The organism is Tropicimonas marinistellae, from assembly GCF_001509585.1.
Classification (GTDB): domain Bacteria; phylum Pseudomonadota; class Alphaproteobacteria; order Rhodobacterales; family Rhodobacteraceae; genus Tropicimonas; species Tropicimonas marinistellae.
In genome coordinates this window covers 338,663-356,493 of sequence record NZ_LNCI01000005.1, presented here as the reverse complement: position 1 = coordinate 356,493, position 17,831 = coordinate 338,663, and the positions used below count along the sequence as shown (strand labels likewise).

The 17,831-nt window shown below is 63.4% G+C and carries 15 protein-coding genes; 11 read left to right on the top strand and 4 right to left on the bottom strand.

Going from position 1 to position 17,831, the window contains the following annotated elements; genetic code table 11:
• Positions 1-28 precede the first annotated feature (28 nt).
• Both ARC39_RS12770 and ARC39_RS12765 read right to left on the bottom strand, forming a co-directional pair.
• Positions 29-1,645, bottom strand: coding sequence for a TRAP transporter large permease (locus tag ARC39_RS12770; RefSeq protein ID WP_068114997.1), 1,617 nt, complete (start codon positions 1,643-1,645; stop codon positions 29-31).
• Entirely contained in the window at positions 1,638-2,135 is a 498-nt protein-coding gene (locus ARC39_RS12765; protein ID WP_161470967.1) for a TRAP transporter small permease subunit, read from the bottom strand. Before ARC39_RS12765 ends, ARC39_RS12770 begins: the two co-directional genes overlap by 8 nt.
• 196 nt (positions 2,136-2,331) lie before the next feature.
• On the opposite strand from ARC39_RS12765, the gene ARC39_RS12760 reads away from it, so the two are divergent.
• The 7 genes from ARC39_RS12760 to ARC39_RS12730 all read left to right on the top strand — a co-directional run bounded on the left by ARC39_RS12760 (position 2,332) and on the right by ARC39_RS12730 (position 8,894).
• On the top strand, positions 2,332-3,363 hold the full coding sequence (locus ARC39_RS12760) for an ADP-ribosylglycohydrolase family protein (RefSeq protein WP_149866413.1): 1,032 nt from the start codon (positions 2,332-2,334) through the stop codon (positions 3,361-3,363).
• Positions 3,360-4,265, top strand: a complete 906-nt coding sequence (locus tag ARC39_RS12755; protein ID WP_236545249.1) for a PfkB family carbohydrate kinase — start codon at positions 3,360-3,362, stop codon at positions 4,263-4,265. The genes ARC39_RS12760 and ARC39_RS12755 overlap by 4 nt, the downstream gene beginning before the upstream one ends.
• Before the next feature lie 48 nt (positions 4,266-4,313).
• The gene (locus ARC39_RS12750) at positions 4,314-5,345 is read left to right on the top strand and encodes an ABC transporter substrate-binding protein (RefSeq protein ID WP_149866412.1); all 1,032 of its coding nucleotides are present in this window, start codon (positions 4,314-4,316) and stop codon (positions 5,343-5,345) included.
• Positions 5,346-5,356: 11 nt separating this feature from the next.
• A complete protein-coding gene (locus ARC39_RS12745) occupies positions 5,357-6,220 on the top strand; it encodes an ABC transporter permease (RefSeq protein ID WP_068114990.1) in 864 nt (287 codons plus the stop codon).
• On the top strand, positions 6,217-6,996 hold the full coding sequence (locus ARC39_RS12740) for an ABC transporter permease (protein WP_068114988.1): 780 nt from the start codon (positions 6,217-6,219) through the stop codon (positions 6,994-6,996). The genes ARC39_RS12745 and ARC39_RS12740 overlap by 4 nt, the downstream gene beginning before the upstream one ends.
• On the top strand, positions 6,996-8,012 hold the full coding sequence (locus ARC39_RS12735) for an ABC transporter ATP-binding protein (protein WP_068114985.1): 1,017 nt from the start codon (positions 6,996-6,998) through the stop codon (positions 8,010-8,012). Before ARC39_RS12740 ends, ARC39_RS12735 begins: the two co-directional genes overlap by 1 nt.
• A gap of 411 nt (positions 8,013-8,423) precedes the next feature.
• Positions 8,424-8,894: a cyclic nucleotide-binding domain-containing protein gene (locus ARC39_RS12730; protein WP_068114983.1), complete on the top strand. Its 471-nt coding sequence runs from the start codon at positions 8,424-8,426 to the stop codon at positions 8,892-8,894.
• 52 nt (positions 8,895-8,946) lie between these two features.
• Here ARC39_RS12730 and ARC39_RS12725 read toward each other — a convergent pair whose 3' ends face one another.
• Complete coding sequence (locus ARC39_RS12725; RefSeq protein WP_068114981.1) at positions 8,947-9,261, bottom strand: hypothetical protein; 315 nt, start codon at positions 9,259-9,261, stop codon at positions 8,947-8,949.
• Positions 9,262-9,531: 270 nt separating this feature from the next.
• Here ARC39_RS12725 and ppsA point away from each other — a divergent pair, with 270 nt between their 5' ends.
• The 4 genes from ppsA to ARC39_RS12705 all read left to right on the top strand — a co-directional run bounded on the left by ppsA (position 9,532) and on the right by ARC39_RS12705 (position 16,473).
• The gene (gene ppsA / locus ARC39_RS12720; protein ID WP_068114980.1) at positions 9,532-11,913 is read left to right on the top strand and encodes a phosphoenolpyruvate synthase; all 2,382 of its coding nucleotides are present in this window, start codon (positions 9,532-9,534) and stop codon (positions 11,911-11,913) included.
• A gap of 345 nt (positions 11,914-12,258) precedes the next feature.
• Positions 12,259-14,475, top strand: coding sequence for a hypothetical protein (locus ARC39_RS12715; RefSeq protein ID WP_068114978.1), 2,217 nt, complete (start codon positions 12,259-12,261; stop codon positions 14,473-14,475).
• 3 nt (positions 14,476-14,478) lie between these two features.
• Positions 14,479-15,246 (top strand): hypothetical protein, encoded by a 768-nt coding sequence (locus ARC39_RS12710; RefSeq protein WP_068114976.1) that lies wholly within the window; start codon positions 14,479-14,481, stop codon positions 15,244-15,246.
• 57 nt (positions 15,247-15,303) lie between these two features.
• Positions 15,304-16,473, top strand: coding sequence for a hypothetical protein (locus ARC39_RS12705; protein ID WP_149866411.1), 1,170 nt, complete (start codon positions 15,304-15,306; stop codon positions 16,471-16,473).
• Here ARC39_RS12705 and ARC39_RS12700 read toward each other — a convergent pair.
• The gene (locus tag ARC39_RS12700; protein ID WP_068114972.1) at positions 16,470-17,537 is read right to left on the bottom strand and encodes a glycosyltransferase family 2 protein; all 1,068 of its coding nucleotides are present in this window, start codon (positions 17,535-17,537) and stop codon (positions 16,470-16,472) included. The genes ARC39_RS12705 and ARC39_RS12700 overlap by 4 nt on opposite strands.
• Positions 17,538-17,831 lie beyond the last annotated feature (294 nt).

The following is a 17,831-nucleotide window of genomic DNA, read 5'->3' as shown; positions in this document are numbered from 1 at the left end:
GGAGCGGGTCTCGCCCCGGCTTTGCTTTTCACCCAAACAACACCTTTGGCAGCCAGGTCGCAAGCGGCGGCCAGAGGAAAACGATGCCCAGTGTGACGATCTGAATCAGCACGAAGGGCACGATGGCGCGATAGATCGTTCCGGTGGTGATATCGGCTGGCGCCGCGGACCGGTAATAGAACAGCGCGAAGCCAAAAGGCGGGGTCAGGAACGAGGTCTGAAGGTTCAGCGCCACCAGTACGGCGAACCAGACCGGGTCCACGTCCTGCAGGATGATCGGCCCCACCAGCGGTATGACAATGAACACGATTTCCACGAATTCGAGGATGAATCCCATGAAGAAGATCACCAGCAGGGTGAAGATCAGCATGGTGCGGTGATCGCCCGGCAGGCTTGTCAGCACGTCGCGCACCCATTCATCGCCCTCGAAGCCACGGAACACGAGCGAGAGCATGGAGGCCGCCAGGATAATGCCGAAGATCATGCCGGAGGTCTGTGCCGCCTGTCCGAGCGCCGCGCCGAAAACGCCCGCGCGGATAAGCACGATCACCGCCAGCGCCAGTCCGGCCACGAGCAACACGGTCAGTCCGAGCGCGAGCAGCGAACCGGGGCTGAGGGTGAGTTCGGCGGCCGAGAGATCGACCCGGGCCACCCCGCTCAGACGCAGGGCGACCAGCGCGAAGCCGACCGCGCCCGTTGCAGACATCGTGTGCCGCAACCAGGCCGAGGTACGGCGCGCATCGGGGGCGTGGGCATGCTCGCCGCCGGGCAAGGCGTCCTCCTCGCTGGCCGCGCTGACGCGCGCGGCGGTGATGAGCAGGGTACCTGCGACGCCGATGGCGGCGGCTTCGGTCGGTGTCGCAACGCCCGCGAGGATCGAGCCAAGCACCGCGAGGATCAGCAGGACGGGCGGTAGAACCTCCCGCCACACATCCCACAGACGAACCCGTTCCGTCGGCTGGTCGTCCGGTGCCGGCATGCCGGAGAGTTTGACGGTAACGTACACGCCATAGAGTGCCACCAGCACCAGGCCGGGCAGCAGGGAGCCTGCGAAGAGATCTCCCACCGTGACCGCGTCTGGGGCAAAGTTGCCGGCCTGTTGCTGTGCATCGAGGTAGGCATTGGCCACCTGGTCGCCCAGCAGGATCAGCACAATGGAGGGCGGAATGATCTGGCCCAAGGTGCCGGCGGCGCAAATCAGGCCGCTTGCGGTCCCGTCCGGCACGCCGACCCGGCGCATCGCTGGCAAGCTGATGAGGCCAAGCATCACGATCGTTGCGCCGATGATCCCGGTCGATGCGGCGATCAGGGTGGAAATCAACAGAACCGCAAGCGTCAGGGCGCGCGGCGTACCGCCCAGCAGCCGGCCAACCTGCGTGAGCATTCGTTCGGCCACCCTGGAGCGTTCCAGCATGACGCCCATGAGCACGAACAGCGGGACGGCGATCAGGAGGGAATTCGACATCACCCCAAAGGCACGCTGCGGGAAAGCCTGCAGGAAGGTGAGATCGAAGGCGCCAAAGGCCGAGGCAACGAAGGCAACCACGATGGGCACACCGCCAAGAACGAGCATGACCGGGATGCCGGAGAGGATGCCGGCCAGCAGGCTCAAGCCGAGAACGATCAGCCAGATGTGTTCAAGCATCGCGCCTGTCCTCGTGGTCTTTGGCCAATGACGACACCCCTTGAAGGATCATCAATGCGCAGGCGAGGGGCAGCATTGACTTGATCAGGTACAGGCCGGGCAGGCCGCCGGTTTCGGTCGAGGCCTCGCGGATCGACCAGCTGTAGGCGACATCGGGCCAGACCCACCAGATCGTCAGGCCGAAGAGGGGCATCAACAACGCGACGATACCGACGCGATCGGTCCACAGCTGTGCCTTGTGCGATTGCAGCGCCCGGAAGATATCGACCCGGACATGCACGTCCAACGCTTGCGCAAGCGGCAGGCCCAGAACCACCAACGTTGCGAAACTATAGGCGACCGCGTCCTGAAGCTCGATGAATCCGACGCCGAAGACATAGCGCAGTATCACAACTGCAAGCTGCCCCAGGAAAATCAGCCCCAGCATCAATTGGCACATGCGCCGTGTGATCGCGTGCACTGTTTCGGCGCTCTTCGTCAGGATTGTCATCCACATGTCCTCGTTCCGCGCCCCATGCCGAAATTCCTTGGAATCCGCAAGTCTTTGCGGAGCTTCGAGCGGCGACACCTTGCCTGCCGTTGCGTCAAATGTCTGCGTCCCGAGCGTGTGCTGCGCGCTTGGCATTGACAGTACACGGAAACGGGCGTTCGATGGCCGCGACCGCCAGTCAGAGGCGTTTTTCCTGATGATCAAAGATTTGCAGGGCAATGTTGCGCCGGAACGCGAAGTGGTTGCGATGGACCGGGCGCAAGGTGCATTGCTTGGCTTGGCACTGGGCGATGCGCTCGGGATGCCGTCGCAGACGCTGACCCGCGCGGAGATACGCGCGCGATACGGCGTGATCGCCGATTTCGTGGCGCCTTTCGAGGATCACCCGGTTTCCCACGGGCTCACGGCCGCGCAAATAACCGACGACACCGAACAAGCCCTTTTGCTCGCGCGTCGCATTCTCGCCTCTCCGGATGGGTTCGATGCGGAAAGCTGGGCGCGCGACCTGCTGACCTGGGAGGCGGATGTGAAATCCCGCGGGCTGCGCGACCTGCTCGGGCCCTCCACGAAGGCGGCGCTCACCGGGCTCCTTTCCGGAACGGCGGTCAGCGAGACCGGCAGGCGGGGGACAACCAACGGGGCGGCGATGCGGATCGCACCGGTGGGGATTGCGCAACCGTCCCGGTACACGGCGGGATTGGTGGCGCGGGTCGCGGAGACCTGCCGCGTCACCCACAACACAGGCGAAGCGATCGCAGGGGCGTCGGCCGTCGCGGCGATGGTGAGCGCCGGTGTCGAGGGTGCGGATTGGAAATCGGCCGTTCCGGGGGCATTGGATGCGGCACGCCTCGGGCAGGACCACGGCGAACGTTTCGGTGTAACGGACATGGCCAGCCGGATCGCGGCGGCGTTGGAAGTCGGCAAGGCGGGGGACGCCGCGGCGATTGCGGAGCGCATCGGCACCTCCGTCGCCAGCCACGAATCCGTTCCGGCGGCCTTCGCGGTCGTCGCCGCCGCCGAGGGAGACGGTTGGAGGGCCGGGTGCCTTGCGGCGAATATCGGCGACGACACCGATACGATTGGCGCGATTGCCGGCGCGATCTGCGGTGCTTGCGGCGGCGCGGGCGCTTTGCCGGCGGACAAGCTGACGGTGTTGCGCGCGGCCAACACGCTCGACCTGGATGGGCTGGCCGCGCCGTTGCTGGCCTTGCGGGTCCGCGGCCGGTGAGCGTGCTCTTGCAGATGACAGGGCCGGTCGTTGACCTTCTCTATGACGTCACAGCGGTGCCGCGGTCCGGTGAAGAGGCCGTGGTGACCGGTTTTTCCATGTCCCCCGGCGGCGGGTTCAACGCCATGGTTGCCGCGCGTCGCGCGGGGATGGCGGCGCGGTGCGGCGGTTCTGTCGGGACGGGGCCGTTTGCCGCGCGGGTCCTCGCGGCACTGGAGGAGGAGGGGATCGGTCTCGCGCGGTCACGGGATGCGACCCGCGACACCGGATGCTGCACCGTTCTCATCGAACCCTCGGGCGAACGTACGTTCGTTGCCGCCGAAGGGGCCGAGGGGCATATGAACCTTGATGATCTGGAAGCGATGGATCTGTCCGGCGTGACGCGTGTCATGGTGTCCGGCTACACGCTGCTCTACGCCGGAGCCCGCGATGCGGTCGCGGCGTGGATTGCACGGGCCGAAAACCTGCCGCCGCTGCTGCTCGATCCCTGTCCGCTGGTTGCTGAAATCCCGCAGGACGTCTTACGCCCCGTGCTTGCCCGTGCCGAGTGGGTCAGCGCCAATGCGCAGGAAGCGGCGCATCTGACTGGGTATTCGGACCCACGCGCGGCCGCACAGGCGCTGGCCGAGAACAGGCAGGGCGCGGTTTTGCGCGTCGGTGCGGAGGGATGTTGGCTGGCCACCGACGGGCAGGTGGCAAAGGTCGCGCCGCATGCGGTGACAGCGGTGGACACCAACGGCGCGGGCGACACGCATATTGGCAGTTTTCTGGCGCGGCTCGACGCAACGGGCGACGCATTGCACGCCGCGCGATATGCGAATGTCGCGGCCGCGCTTTCGACGACGCTGAAAGGCCCGGCGACGGCACCGTCGCAGGCGGACGTCCTGGCATTGCTGGGCTAGGGAGCAGCGGATAGACATCGAGGCAGATCCGATGAGGAGGAAATGAATATGACCAGACACCTGTTTCTATCGTCTCTATTGGCGCTGTCGGCCACAGGGGCCTTGGCCGATGAAATCCGAGTTCTCAACTGGCAGGGCTACGGCACCGACCTGGGCTGGGCGGTGGAGGCCTTCGCAGAGGCGACCGGGCATTCGGTGGTGCATGAGTATTTCACCTCCGAGCAGGAGATGCTGACGAAACTTCGCACGAATCCAGGTGCTTACGACGTTGTGTTGATCAACGCCGCCTTCACCCGGCAGGCAAGGGACGAAGGGCTGATCGGGGCAATCGACACCTCCGGCATGGCGAATTTCGGCACCGTCGCGGACGGGTTTCTTGAGAGCGAACTGGTGATCGACGGTGCGGTCTTCGGCGTGCCGTGGACCTGGGGGCTGACGTCGTTCGCCGTCAACACGGCGGCATTCGAAACGGTGCCCGACAGCATCGAGGTTTTCTGGGATCCGGCGCACAAGGGGCGGGTGTCGATCCGTGACGATGCGCTCGAAGTGGTTCAGTTCGGCGCGCTGGCGACCGGACAGGACATCAACGACATTGCCGATCTGGACGCGGTGGAGGCCAAGCTCGCCGAGTTGATGCCGCAGATCCGCACCTTCTGGAGTTCGGAAAACGACTGGAACCAGTTCATGGCCGCCGGTGAGCTGGATGTGGCGACCTATTGGTCGGGCTCCGCCGCCCGCTCCGCCGACATGGGGCTTCCAGTGGAATTCGTGGTGCCGAAGGAGGGCGCGGTGGCCTGGCTCGATGGGCTGTCGATCCCCGACAGCTCGACCAAGAAGGAGGCAGCCGTGGCCTTCATCGACTGGATGATCGACCCGGAATTCTACGTGGGATGGGACAAGGAGGGCGCGCCGGCCTCGGCCAATGCCGCCGCTGCGGATGCGCTGCCCGACGACTCCTTCAACAAACGCGTTCTGGGAGATCCGGACGTCGTGGCGCGCGTGACCTTCCAGGCCCCGGTGGATGACGCCACGCGGGAGAAGTACCTTGCGCTCTGGCAGGGTTTGAAGGCCCGGCAGTAGGCTGAAGGCGCATGGCCGGGACATTGAGCGCGGGCGATGGGCGCAGGGCAGCGAGGCTACTGGCTCCGGCCTACCTGTGGCTGACCCTGGCGGTCTTCCTGCCGCTCTCGGCCATGCTGTTCTTCAGTTTTCTCACTGCCGCCCCCTTCGGCGACAAGCCGGTTGAAGCGACGCTGTCCAACTACCGGGCGTTTTTCGAAACCAGCACCTACGCGCTACTGCTATGGAAGTCGATCAAGCTCGGGCTCTGGGTGACGGGCGCGTGCATTCTCATCGGCTACCCCTGTGCGCTGGTGCTCGCCAAGCAGATCCGGGGCAGGGCGCGAGAGGCGCTGTTCCTGCTGGTGATCCTGCCGTTCTGGTCGAATTCCCTCGTGCGGATCTTCTCCTGGGCCATCGTGCTGCGCGGAAACGGGGTGCTGGACCGTGCGCTGGACGCGGTTTGGCCCGGCGACGTGCGGCTCGCGCTGATGTTCACGCCGGCGGCCGTCGTGATCGGGCTGGTCCACTCTTATCTGCCCTACGTGATACTGACGAGTTACCTAGCGCTACAGGCCATCGATGACGATATCGTGGAAGCCGCGCGGTCGCTCGGGGCACGGCGGCTGACGATCCTGTGGCGTCTGGTTCTTCCATTGTCGTTGCCGGGGCTGCTGGCCGGCGCGGTGCTGGTCTTCGTGCCCGTTGTGGGCTCCTTCATGGAACCGCGCATATTGGGCGGGCGGTTCGGCACCTATTACGGCACGGTGATCGAGGATCAGTTCGTCGCTGTCTTCAACTGGCCGCTCGGCGCGGCACTCTCCTTCATCCTGCTGGCTGTCGTTCTCCTGATCCTCGGGGTTTCCAGCCCGGTACTGCGGCGGGGGATGCAATGAACGCGCTCAGGATTGCGGGACTGATCTGGCTGGGCCTCGTGCTCGTGTTCCTCTATGCGCCGATCCTGGTGATGGCGGCGATGAGCTTCAATGCCTCGCCCTTCTATCAACTTCCCTTTGACTTCTCCACGCGCTGGTACGAGGACCTTGCCTCGAACACGGCGATCCGGACCGCCGCGACCCGCTCCGTCCTAATCGCGCTGGCGGTCACGGTGATTGCAACGGCACTTGGCACCTCCGCCGCGCTGGCGCTGTTCCGCTACGACTTCCCCGGCAAGCGCATATTGCAGGTTCTTCTTTTCCCGCCCATCGCCATCCCGTGGCTCATTACCGGCACCGCCATGCTGATCTTCTTTTTTGCCATCGGTGTCGGGCGCGGTACCCCGGCGGTGCTGATCGGGCATGTTGCGCTGGCGCTGCCCTACGTCATCGTGGTGGTGAATGCGCGCCTTGTCAGCTTCGACCGCACGCTGGAGGAGGCCGCCCGGGCGCTTGGCGCAAACCCCTGGACCGTCACGCGGCGGGTCACGTTGCCCTGGATCGCACCGGGTGTGGTGGCCGGCGCGCTTTTTGCCTTTGCGGTGAGCTTCGATCAGTTCGTGGTGTCATATTTCCTGGCAAAACCCGGGGATTCCACGCTGCCGGTGCTGATTTACACATCGATCCGCAAGGGGTTCACGCCGGAGATCAACGCCGTCTCCACCCTCATAATCGTGGGTTCCATGGCGCTCATGCTGGTGGTGGCGCGATTTTTCAGTTTCGGAGGACATCGCTGATGGCCGAGGTATCCGTGCGCGGCGTTACCAAGCGGTTCGGCGAAATGACCGCGCTCGACGACGTGTCTCTTGATTTCGTCAATGGCGGTTTTTTCGCCCTGCTAGGGCCGTCGGGCAGCGGCAAGACCACGCTCTTGCGGGTGATCGCCGGGTTCCTGTTTCCCGATGCGGGCGAGGTTCGGATCGCGGGGCAACCGGTGGAGCGGGTGCCGGTGGAGAAGCGGGAGATCGGGATGATGTTCCAGAGCTACGCCCTGTTTCCCAACCTTTCGGTCGCCGAAAACGTGGGTTTCGGGCTGCGGACCCGGAAGGTGCCGAGGGCGGAGGAGCGGCGGCGCGTGGGCGAGGCGCTGGAACTGGTGCAACTGGAAGGGTTGGGAGAGCGAAAGCCCAAGGCGCTGTCGGGCGGACAGCGGCAGAGGGTGGCGCTGGCCCGCGCCATCGTGACCAACCCGAAGGTGCTGCTGCTCGATGAGCCGCTCTCGGCGCTCGACAAGTCGCTTCGGGTCGACATGCAGATCGAGCTGAAGCGCATCCAGCGGGAGGTTGGGATCACAACGATTTTCGTGACCCACGACCAGGAGGAGGCACTGACACTGGCCGACCGGATCGGCATCCTGCGCGAGGGCCGTCTGGTGCAGGCCGGGCCGCCACGGGAGGTCTACAACGCCCCGGTGGATGCCTTCACCGCGCGGTTCCTGGGAGAGGCGAACATCTTGCCCGACATCCTGCCCGAGGGCGCGCGGGTCGCGCTGCCGTCCGGGATGCGCGCGGCGGCCGTGCGGCCCGAAGCACTCAGGCTGACGGCGGAGCAACCCGAAGATACGGACAACATCCTGCCGGGGAGGTTGGTGCAGCGTGTCTTTGCCGGCTCCATGGCAACCTGTGTCGTCGACGTGGCAGGCGTGACATGGAAGGTGATCGACCGGGACCGGGATTTGCCACAGCTCTCGGACGACGCAGCGGTCTGGTTGAGCTGGGACACGGCGGACACGCTTCCGATCGCGCCCGGCTAGCCTTCCCGGTGGCGGCAACGCGACGCCGGAGCCGGACAGGGCCGCCATCGTGCCCGATTTCCTGGTGTGATCGATGCAGTGTGTGATCCACGTCAACGCAAGGTTGAACCGGTTCTGGAAAAATCGGTATCGTCCAAGAGAGGGTTCATTCCGACGAGGGAGAAAACCGGCGCACCCCTAACCGGATTTCCGGGACAAGGACCGCGCTGGAGGCGACGATGAGAGCGAATGCTGCATGGCCGGGGCGGGCGCAGCGGGTGTTGTATTGGCATTCCGCAACCGGGCATTGGCGGCAAGTCTTCGTACATTTCGTTGGTCGGAACGCGGCTGGAAGCGACGTCGGCATCCAGCGCTCCGAAGGAAACCCAATCCACGACGCGGACGACCTACACTGCCAAGGAGGGGTAGATAATGGCGCAGTACAGCATTCCCAAACTTTTGGCGGATCATCCGGTTCTTGGCCGCTTCCGGTGTGAGGCGCGCGAGTCCCTTGCGGGAAGTGCAAGTTCACGGCACTTCGGTGCGGGGGAGATCGTGCAGCGTGTGGGCGATCCTGCCGACCATGTGTACATTCTGCGGCGGGGTGAGGTTGCCATCGAGATCTCGGCCGCGCATCTGGCCCCGATGATCGTGGAGACTGTCCACAGCGGCGATATTCTCGGGTGGGGTTGGCTGATCCCGCCGTATCGCTCGATGTACGACGCGCGGGCGATGAGCGAAGTGAGTTGCGTCAGTCTCGATTCGGCCTGCCTGCGCGCGTGCTGTGACGACAACCCGGCACTGGGCTACGAGCTGGTCAAGCATTGGCTTCCCCACCTCGCGGCCCGTTTCAAGGCGCAACGGTCGCAGCTCGTGGAACTCTACGGTGCCGGCGTGCAGTGACGCGCGCGCCGGTTGAAAACTCAGGATTGCTGGCAAGATCGCCGGATCGCGGTCAGTTCCCGAAGGTCATCCCCGCCGCCTCCAGTTCTGACAGGGTTTTCCCGTCGCAGGCGATGTCGGAGCTTTCCAGCGGTACACCGTCGGCTCCGAACGTAAGTGAGAGCACCTGGCTGCCCATGGTCTGATACAGCACGCGGCCATCGCTCAACACGACGGCGAGATAGAAGGCTGTCAGCCCCTCGGGGCGTGTTTCCGTGGCCTGAAGCGGGCAAACGATCCCGTCGGGATGGTCCGGTGAAATCTGCCCTGCACCTGCGGCGACCGAACTCAAGACCAGGGCCACCAGGGAATTACGCACGATCCTCATTCCATCCTCCGAAATCGTTGCAACGTGAACGCTACGGGGGAGCATATCAGGAAATCGGGCGATCCAACAGAAAATGCAGACTTTTCCGCTCGTACACCGACAGGGTGAACGAGACGGAGCGGTTACCCCGCCACTCTTGCAGCGAAGTACAGGCCGCCGCTGATGCCATTGCAGCAAGTGGCATTCGGGAAATGATGCCGATCAACGCGCCGCCGACAGGCATGCGGTAGAATGCGACCGAGAAAAGCGTCTGGTCGAGGAGGAGGAACCATGCGTGCGATCTGCGAAAATCTGGTCTGGTTCGAAGACCTCGGGCGCGGAGATGTCGCGCGGGTCGGGGGCAAGAACGCCTCTCTGGGTGAAATGGTCCGTTCGCTGGGCGAAAAGGGAATAAGCGTGCCGCCCGGGTTCGCCACCACATCGGACGCCTACCAGCGCTACATCGAGGCGAACGGGCTGCGAGACATGATCTCGGAATGCCTGAGCGATCTCAGTCGAGAACGGATCACGCTTCAGGAAGCAGGGAACCGAATCCGGGCCGAGGTACGGGCGGGCGAATGGCCGGCCGACATTGCCGCGGATATCCTTGCCGCCTACCGTGCGCTCGGTGAAAGGGCGGGCATCGATCTGCCGTCCGTGGCCGTGCGCTCCAGCGCGACCGCCGAAGACCTGCCGGACGCCAGTTTCGCGGGTCAACAGGAGACCTTCCTGAATATCCGCGGAGAGGAGGACCTGCTCAGGGCCTGCCGGCTATGCTATGCGTCCCTGTTCACGGATCGCGCGATTTCCTATCGCACGATCAAGGGGTTCGACCACATGGGCGTGTCCCTCTCCATCGGCGTACAACTCATGGTGCGGTCCGACATCGGTGGGTCCGGGGTGATGTTCAGCCTCGACACAGAGTCGGGGTTTGACAAGGTCGTGCTGATCAATGCCGCGTGGGGTCTCGGCGAGAACGTCGTGCAGGGTGCCGTCGATCCGGACGAGTACCTCGTCTACAAGCCCTTCCTCGACCGGAGTGGCGTGACCCCGATCCTCAAGAAGGCGCTCGGCGCGAAGAAGATCAAGATGATCTACGGCGCAACGGGCGGTGCCAAGACACGCAACGTGAACACATCGCTGCGCGAGCGCGCGCATTTCGTGCTTTCGGACGCGGAGATCCTGGAACTGGCCCGCACGGCCTGTACGATCGAGGATCACTACGGACAGCCGATGGACATGGAGTGGGCCCGCGACGGTAACACCGGCAAGCTCTATATCGTCCAGGCGCGCCCCGAGACGGTGCAGTCGCGCGCCGAAACCGAAACGCTGAAGTCATTCCGAATGACCAGCGCGGGCGAGAAGCTGCTGGAGGGGCTCAGTGTGGGCATGTCCGTCGCTTCCGGCGAGGTCTGCCTGATCGAGAGTGCCGACGATATCGGCAGATTCGTCGACGGCTCGATTCTGGTGACATCGATCACAGACCCGGACTGGGTTCCGATCATGAAGAAGGCCTCTGCGATCATCACGGATCACGGTGGGCGAACGTCGCATGCGGCAATCGTGAGCCGCGAACTTGGGTTGCCGGCCATCGTCGGCACCGGCGAGGCGACGCATGTGCTGCATGACGGTCAGATGGTGACGGTCAATTGCGCCGAAGGCGATCGCGGTGTGGTCTATGCGGGGAAAGCCGAGGTCGAGGTCGAGGAGACCAAACTCGGCGCGGTGCCAAAGACCCGCACCAACGTGATGCTGAACCTGGCCAACCCGGGGGCGGCGATGCGCTGGTGGAGGTTGCCCGCGGACGGCGTCGGCTTGGCGCGGATGGAATTCGTGATCAACAACGAGATCAGGGTGCATCCGCTGGCGCTCACGCGCTACGACCAACTGACGTCCGAAGAGGACAAGGCAGCCATCGACACGTTGACACTTGGGTACGACGACCGGGAGGACTTCTTCGTCGAAAAGCTCGCGATGGGGCTCTCCTGTATCGCCGCTCCCTGGTATCCCGCCCCGTGCATCGTACGGATGAGCGACTTCAAGACCAATGAATACGCGGCACTCTTGGGCGGGCGCCAGTTTGAACCGGCCGAGGAAAACCCGATGATCGGGTTCCGCGGCGCATCGCGCTACTATTCGGAGGCCTACCGGGAGGGGTTCGCGCTGGAATGCCGGGCCATCAAGCGGCTGCGCGAGGAGATGGGTTTTGACAATATCGTCGTGATGATCCCCTTCTGCCGTTCGCCGGAGGAGGCCGACCGGGTGCTGGAGGTGATGGCCGAGAATGGCCTGGTGCGCGGCGAGAATGGCCTTGAGGTCTATGTGATGTGCGAAATCCCGTCGAACGTCATCGTCGCCGAGGCATTTGCCGAACGCTTCGACGGTTTCTCGATTGGCTCGAACGATCTCACCCAGTTGACCCTCGGAATCGACCGGGACAGCGCGGGGCTTGCCTACCTCTTCCAGGAGCGGGACCCGGCCGTGCTGTGGATGATCGAGACGGTGATCGAGAAAGCGCGCGCAGCGGGCGCGAAGATCGGCCTCTGCGGGCAGGCACCCAGCAACGATCCGGGGTTCGCCCGGTTGCTGGTGGCCGCCGGCATCGACTCGATTTCGGTAACGCCGGACAGCTTCGTTGCCGTGAAAGGCAATGTGACCGAAGCGGAAAACTGACCTGAAGGAGGCGGCAGAGACCGCTTCTGCCGAAGGTTCTGGAATATCGGGCCGCGTGTGGTTTTGGCGGCCCGATCATGTGCGCGGAATCGGCGCGGCGATGACGGCCGGGCGCGCATTCGCTGACCGATTGATTTGCGCGCAAACCGGGTGAGGCCGGCCCAAAAATCGTGCGGTCGCACGGTGGGTGTGCCGGGTTTTCCGCTGCTCTCCACAGGGAAAATCTTACGTTAAGTCAAATCCATACGGTGCCTTTCCGTACTCCGGTAACAAATGCGTTGTTGGAATGGATGCCCCGTGCAAGTCTTCCGCGTATTGCGACACTGAATTTCGGGATGGGAATAGATGTCTGATACGCCTGGTGGTGACCACGGGAACGAACATGGCGGGGAACCAGGCGGTGGAGGCGGCGGCGGACACAGCGGTCCGGAGCCGCATCCGACAGGCGAAGCCGGGCAGAGCCTCGACGCCAATCAGCGAAACAACACGGTCTGGCAGGCGGTCGCCAACGGTCAGGCGGCAGGGTCCACAACCGGACCGCAGGCCGGGATCGACATAAACTCCGCCCCTGCCTACATGTCGGTGGAAGCGGCGCGCGCGGCGGCGGCGGAACGGGTTGCCGGCAACAATCCCGGGTACGATTCCGCGACATCGCCGATGGATCCGGACTACATCGCGCCGGGCGCGCCGTTGGAGTACGGCGGCGACGGAATGCAATACAGCGAAGACGGCGCCTATGATTCCTCGTCGGATGACGACATCGCGGAGGGCATAGACGCGGCCAATCCCGCAGGGGTCGGTGGATTGGACAATGCGGTACCGCTGCGGGACATGGCCGCCGACGCCAAAAGGGGCGATGGGGACGCATCAAAGGAACCGTCCGACACGAACAATCCGCCTTACAACGAGGCCGACGCCAAGGAATCCATTCTTCGCTCCAAGTGCTTCTGGGGGGTGGCAATCACATCGCTTGCCCTGATGCTGGTGGTGGTTTTCCTGGTAGGGATTTTCAAGGGGCGCTGGTTCGGTGTTATTGGCGCGGAAAGCCCTGTCGCCAAGGATATCAACGTCCCCGACCAGACACCGGGAAAACCGGTGACGATCGACATTACCGAGCATGTAGCGGAGGGCGACGCCCCGATCGATTTCACGTCGGTCAAGCTCGTCGACGGCGCGGGGAACTCCCAAACGAAGCTGGACGTGGCAGGGGAAGGCACATGGTCTGTCGATGCGACCAGCGGCGCGATCACCTTCACGCCACAAGCCAATCCGGCGCTTGCCACCAACCCGAGCCCGGTCTCCTACCAGGTGGCGGACACCGAGGGGCGCAAATCGAACATTGCCAAAGTGACCGTTGCCTTCACGGCAATGGCAGACAAGCCGGCGCCGACGCCGGTAAGCGAAATGGAGGCCCCCGTTGCCGGCAATATCAGCCTGACCGATCAGACAGCCGGATCGGTGCTGACGTTCGATGTTCCGACCAACGTCACCAAGGGATTGGACGACGTGGATTTCACCAGTGTCGTTCTTGTGGGCGCAACGGCGGATCAGAAGAAGCTCGTGATCGAGGGCAAGGGAACCTGGAGCGTCGACGCCACCACGGGCGTTATCACCTTCACGCCAGATGCCGGAGTGTCGGAAAACCCGATGCCCGTGCGGTACCAGGTGAAAGACGTCGTCGGCCGGGTCTCCAACCCGGGTGTGCTGACGGCGGGATACAAGAGCATGCCAATGCCCGTTGTGCCCGTGCCGCCAACCGCGCAAGATGCCGTGGACAAGCAGTACTACGTCGATCCCACGGGCAACAAACCGCATATCGACCCGATCACCTTCAAGATGGATCGTTGGGTCACGAAGGGTAGCAAGACCATCGACTGGTCAACGCTGCGCATCAGCGACCGGGCTCCGGTCGGCGATGGCAAGCCGGACGGCGTTACCTCCCTCGATGTGAAGCGCGAAGGGAGCTGGTCTGTCGATACGTCCGCCAAGACGATCACCTTCACGCCGATCACCAAGGGAAACGACCTGTTCACCGGCTCTCCCACGCCGATCGTCTACTGGGTCGAGGACGTGGACGGCAACCGGTCCGCCCCCGCGATGATCATCGCCAACAAGCACATCGGAGAGATTGCCGACGCAATCAAGGTCATGGCGGCCAAGGACGACGCGACCTTCTGGGCCGACTACAAGCGGGAATTGATTGATACCAACCTGTCGCTCGAAGTCGTGTACGGGCTGACCTACCAGTTGGAAGTTGCAACGGATGCAATGATTTCCGGCGCCGGGCGCAAGCAGGTACGGGGCGAGCAGAAGACGCCGAGCGATCTCGGCCTGCGTCTGCGCGGCAACGACTACACTGACGCGCTCGATGCCTGGACGGACGGGACCTCGGCACAATTGCTGAGCGTTGCCGAGGCCGCCGTGAAGAAGCACCTCGCTGGCGAAAAGGGGCTGGAACCGCTCGTGGAGCGCGATGTGCAATTGCTGCTGATCCTGCGGCTGCTCAAGGATCAGTTCATCACGCTTCAGGCGATGCGCCAGGCCGGCGGGGGGCAGGGATAGACCATGAGTATCGCGGACTATCCGGTCACCCTCCTTCCCATCGAGCCATACGCCAAAAAGCTCTATCAGGCCGTCTCCGGCACCGGTCTCGTAGCGGGCGGCAAGGGGATCTCCTACAGCATCGACATGCTCATGGAGACGGCCGGCGTGGAAATGCACCGCGACGGCTATCACAAGGCCTATTTCATCGTGGCGAACTTCCTCGACCGGCCGATCACGATGAGCGAATTCTATGAGGGCCACGGCTGGCAGTACCTGCAACCGGGCATCGTGGATATCCCGGTCAAGGCGCCGGATACGCCGGTCACGCGGGTCTCCAACATGATCCCGGGCCAGACGGAATCGATGATCCCTGACACCCCAGACGACCCCACAAACAGCACGATCAGTGATGTGGACAGCTTCGGCATCGGCGTGTTCCAGACCGGCAAGGACGGCATGTTCCGGGGCACCGAGGCGGGGATATCCTTCACCACCGCGGATAGCCGCGTCTCGACCACCATGGCCATCGCCGCCTGTATCACAGAAGGCGGCGGTGGCCTCTATCACGCCGTCACCATGGATATGCAGCCCTATGGCTCGCTCCAGGGTTTCCACGATGCCACGGTTGACGACAGCAAGACTATCGCGACGGCCTCGAAGAATGGCATCTCCATCCTGTCCAGCGCCACCCAAGCCTTCGCGAACAATGGCGGGTTGGACATTGTCAATCCGGGCGAAGACGGCCCCGTTGGCGTCTTCACCTTTTTCATCGGGCCGAAGCCCGCCTGACCTCACTCCGGAGCCTCCACCGTGCTTTCATCCCCAAAGGCAATCGGCGATTCCATCATGAGCGCTGCCCAGATGGCGTCCTTCACCGTTCCGGGGGCGGGCCCGTTCCTGGCCGCCGGCATTTCCGTCGCCCAGGCGATCTTCGACATATTTTACACCGGGGACAGCAGCATGTCGCCGGGCGACATGAATGTGACGGCGAACCAGCTCACCCAGGTCAAGAACGATATTCTCGCCGGCATGCGCGACAACAGCCTGCACGACGACCTGAGCAACCACTTCGACGTGATCGACACGCTCTTCAGCGACAACCTTGCGCAGCACTGGAACGATGCGGCCGCCGGAAAGGGGCCGGCCTTCGTCGGCGATATGTCGAAGACGGCGGAAACCGATTGGGTCAACGACATGAACGCCGATCTGCGGGCGCCGATCACCGGGACCTCGCCGATCCTGCAGGCCGCCACATTCTGCAAGACGCATCCGAGCATCAAGTACGATTCGCTGGCGCTCTTCATCTATGCCGGTACCGCCTATGCCTTGTTCTGCAAGATCAACGTGATGTGGGAGTATTCGCGGATCGTTCGGGCGCATGACTACGCGCAGGCGATGCGGGACAAGGCCAACCAATCCCATGTGGCGGCGTATCGAAAGTGGATGCAGGCCGACAAGGCAACGCGCGGCCCGGCCCCCACCTTGCCCCCGGCGGTGGAGGCGTTGCTGCCCAAGGACGAAATCGAGCAGCAGAGCCACTACGTTCAGCTGATCCATGACAAGATGGATCAGCTCTTTATCCCCTATCTGGAAAGCGTCATCGATGATCTGCAAAAGGAATTCATGGATGCGCATAACGAGTTCTGCGCCCGCGCGAACCAGATCACCGTCACCGATGTCGCCGGCTTGTCGAATGGCGGCTCGATCATCGACACCGGCACAAACCGCCGCCTCCAGCTCAGCGAAACGCAGAGCCCCGGCGGCTACCCCTTTGCCACGCTGAATATCACCGGCATCGACGACGACGGGTTCAACGAGCATCGCGGCGACGTCTATCTCGGCGGGATCCGGGCGGAGGTCTATTACCGGCGCATCCAGGCACAGAAGTTGCAGGATTTCACGGTGCCTGTCCGGCTTCAGCACAAGGCGGTGCTAAAGCACTGGAAGGAATGCCGTGACAATGCGGCGAAGTTCCTGGCGGATTATCCTGTCCCCAAGAACCAGCCAATGACCTAGATACTGCGGTCGACCGGCCCCATGGTGTCTCGCCCGATGCCGCCGATATCGGTTCGGTTGCGGGCAACATGGGGAAGACGCGTCGACCCCCTCCCGTCTGAAACGCCGAACGCGTCGAGCTTGTCCCGCCGGAAGGTGCTCAGGTATCGCCGACCGAGCCCCGGCGCCATGGCAACGACGAAGAGTGACGAGAGCGCGCGCAGGTTCAGCGGCGCGAACCGTACAGCCAAGGCAAGGTGGCTCAGTGCAAGGTCGCGGGACCCGTCGATAAAGGCCCGGTTGCCGAGTTTGCGGGCGCGTTCGGAAAGCCGCCGCGGCACATGTCGTTGAAGATCCGGCTCCAGCGTGGCGGCCTTCATGCTGACAAAGGCGTGGTGTGCCATCAGATCCGCGCGGCTTTCGGTAATGCTTGCCGGATGAACGCGCTTGTAGGTCAGTGGTTCTCCGACAAATCCGAACCGGCAACCGCGGGCCATGCGGAAGATGTGGTCCGTGTCTTCGAACACCTCGACGCGTTCATCGAACAAGCCGACCGCATCAAGGGTGGTCCTCCGCATGAGCGTGGTGGACGGGATGATCGTCGGGCTTTCGACGAAGTACGCCCGCGCCAGATTCTTCGCGCCGGAGATATCGAGGATTCCGGCATTCCGGCGCCGCGTGAGATCCTGGCCGGGAAAGACATAATAATCGCTGTAGACCAGTCCGACCTGCGCGTCGCGGTCCACGATCTCCAACTGCCGCGCGAGCTTGTCACTCGCCCAGATATCGTCGCCGTCCAGAACCGCCACGTAGGTGGCGTGACCTTGTTGGATTGCAATATTGCGTTGGCGGGAGATTCCGGCTCCGCCTGTGCCGAACAACACGCGGACACGCGGATCCATATCGGGCAGGCCGCGCAGGACATTCAGAGTGTCCGGTGCCGAGCCGTCGTCGTTGATCGTGATGGAGGCAATTCGCTCTGCGCAGCTTTGCGCCAGTACGGATTGCACGGCCGCCTCGATGTACGGACCCTCGTTGAAACAGGTCAAAACGACATCAACGTCGGCCTTGCGGATCAGGGCCATGGCGCGATTTCTCTCCTGTACCTTTACACGATCAACCTCTGGGAGGTCGCAACTCACGAACAATTACCTACGCGCGTCCCGCCTCGGGTGCCCAACCGGTGCAATTCACGACACGGCTTACTATAGCGTCGAACGTTTTGCCATGGGAGAGGTTTTTGCGCGCTTTGCCGTGGCAATCCAATTCAATGTCAACGTCTGGAGTCCAAATTCAATCCATTTCCGCCATTGTCCACAAAGCGTGGAATTTCGTAGCAACCTTGTTTTGTCCATCTCCAACATGCCGAGGGGTTAATC

Bases quoted from the DNA above. Each gene is read 5' to 3' on its own strand.
- ARC39_RS12730 (WP_068114983.1), top strand. From the start codon at position 8,424: ATGGCGCAGTACAGCATTCCCAAACTTTTGGCGGATCATCCGGTTCTT.
- ARC39_RS12760 (WP_149866413.1), top strand. From the start codon at position 2,332: ATGATCAAAGATTTGCAGGGCAATGTTGCGCCGGAACGCGAAGTGGTT.
- ARC39_RS12770 (WP_068114997.1), bottom strand. From the start codon at position 1,645: ATGCTTGAACACATCTGGCTGATCGTTCTCGGCTTGAGCCTGCTGGCC.
- ARC39_RS12745 (WP_068114990.1), top strand. From the start codon at position 5,357: ATGGCCGGGACATTGAGCGCGGGCGATGGGCGCAGGGCAGCGAGGCTA.
- ARC39_RS12715 (WP_068114978.1), top strand. From the start codon at position 12,259: ATGTCTGATACGCCTGGTGGTGACCACGGGAACGAACATGGCGGGGAA.
- ARC39_RS12700 (WP_068114972.1), bottom strand. From the start codon at position 17,537: ATGGCCCTGATCCGCAAGGCCGACGTTGATGTCGTTTTGACCTGTTTC.
- ARC39_RS12765 (WP_161470967.1), bottom strand. From the start codon at position 2,135: ATGACAATCCTGACGAAGAGCGCCGAAACAGTGCACGCGATCACACGG.
- ARC39_RS12740 (WP_068114988.1), top strand. From the start codon at position 6,217: ATGAACGCGCTCAGGATTGCGGGACTGATCTGGCTGGGCCTCGTGCTC.
- ARC39_RS12750 (WP_149866412.1), top strand. From the start codon at position 4,314: ATGACCAGACACCTGTTTCTATCGTCTCTATTGGCGCTGTCGGCCACA.
- ARC39_RS12705 (WP_149866411.1), top strand. From the start codon at position 15,304: ATGAGCGCTGCCCAGATGGCGTCCTTCACCGTTCCGGGGGCGGGCCCG.
- ARC39_RS12735 (WP_068114985.1), top strand. From the start codon at position 6,996: ATGGCCGAGGTATCCGTGCGCGGCGTTACCAAGCGGTTCGGCGAAATG.
- ARC39_RS12725 (WP_068114981.1), bottom strand. From the start codon at position 9,261: ATGAGGATCGTGCGTAATTCCCTGGTGGCCCTGGTCTTGAGTTCGGTC.
- ppsA (WP_068114980.1), top strand. From the start codon at position 9,532: ATGCGTGCGATCTGCGAAAATCTGGTCTGGTTCGAAGACCTCGGGCGC.
- ARC39_RS12710 (WP_068114976.1), top strand. From the start codon at position 14,479: ATGAGTATCGCGGACTATCCGGTCACCCTCCTTCCCATCGAGCCATAC.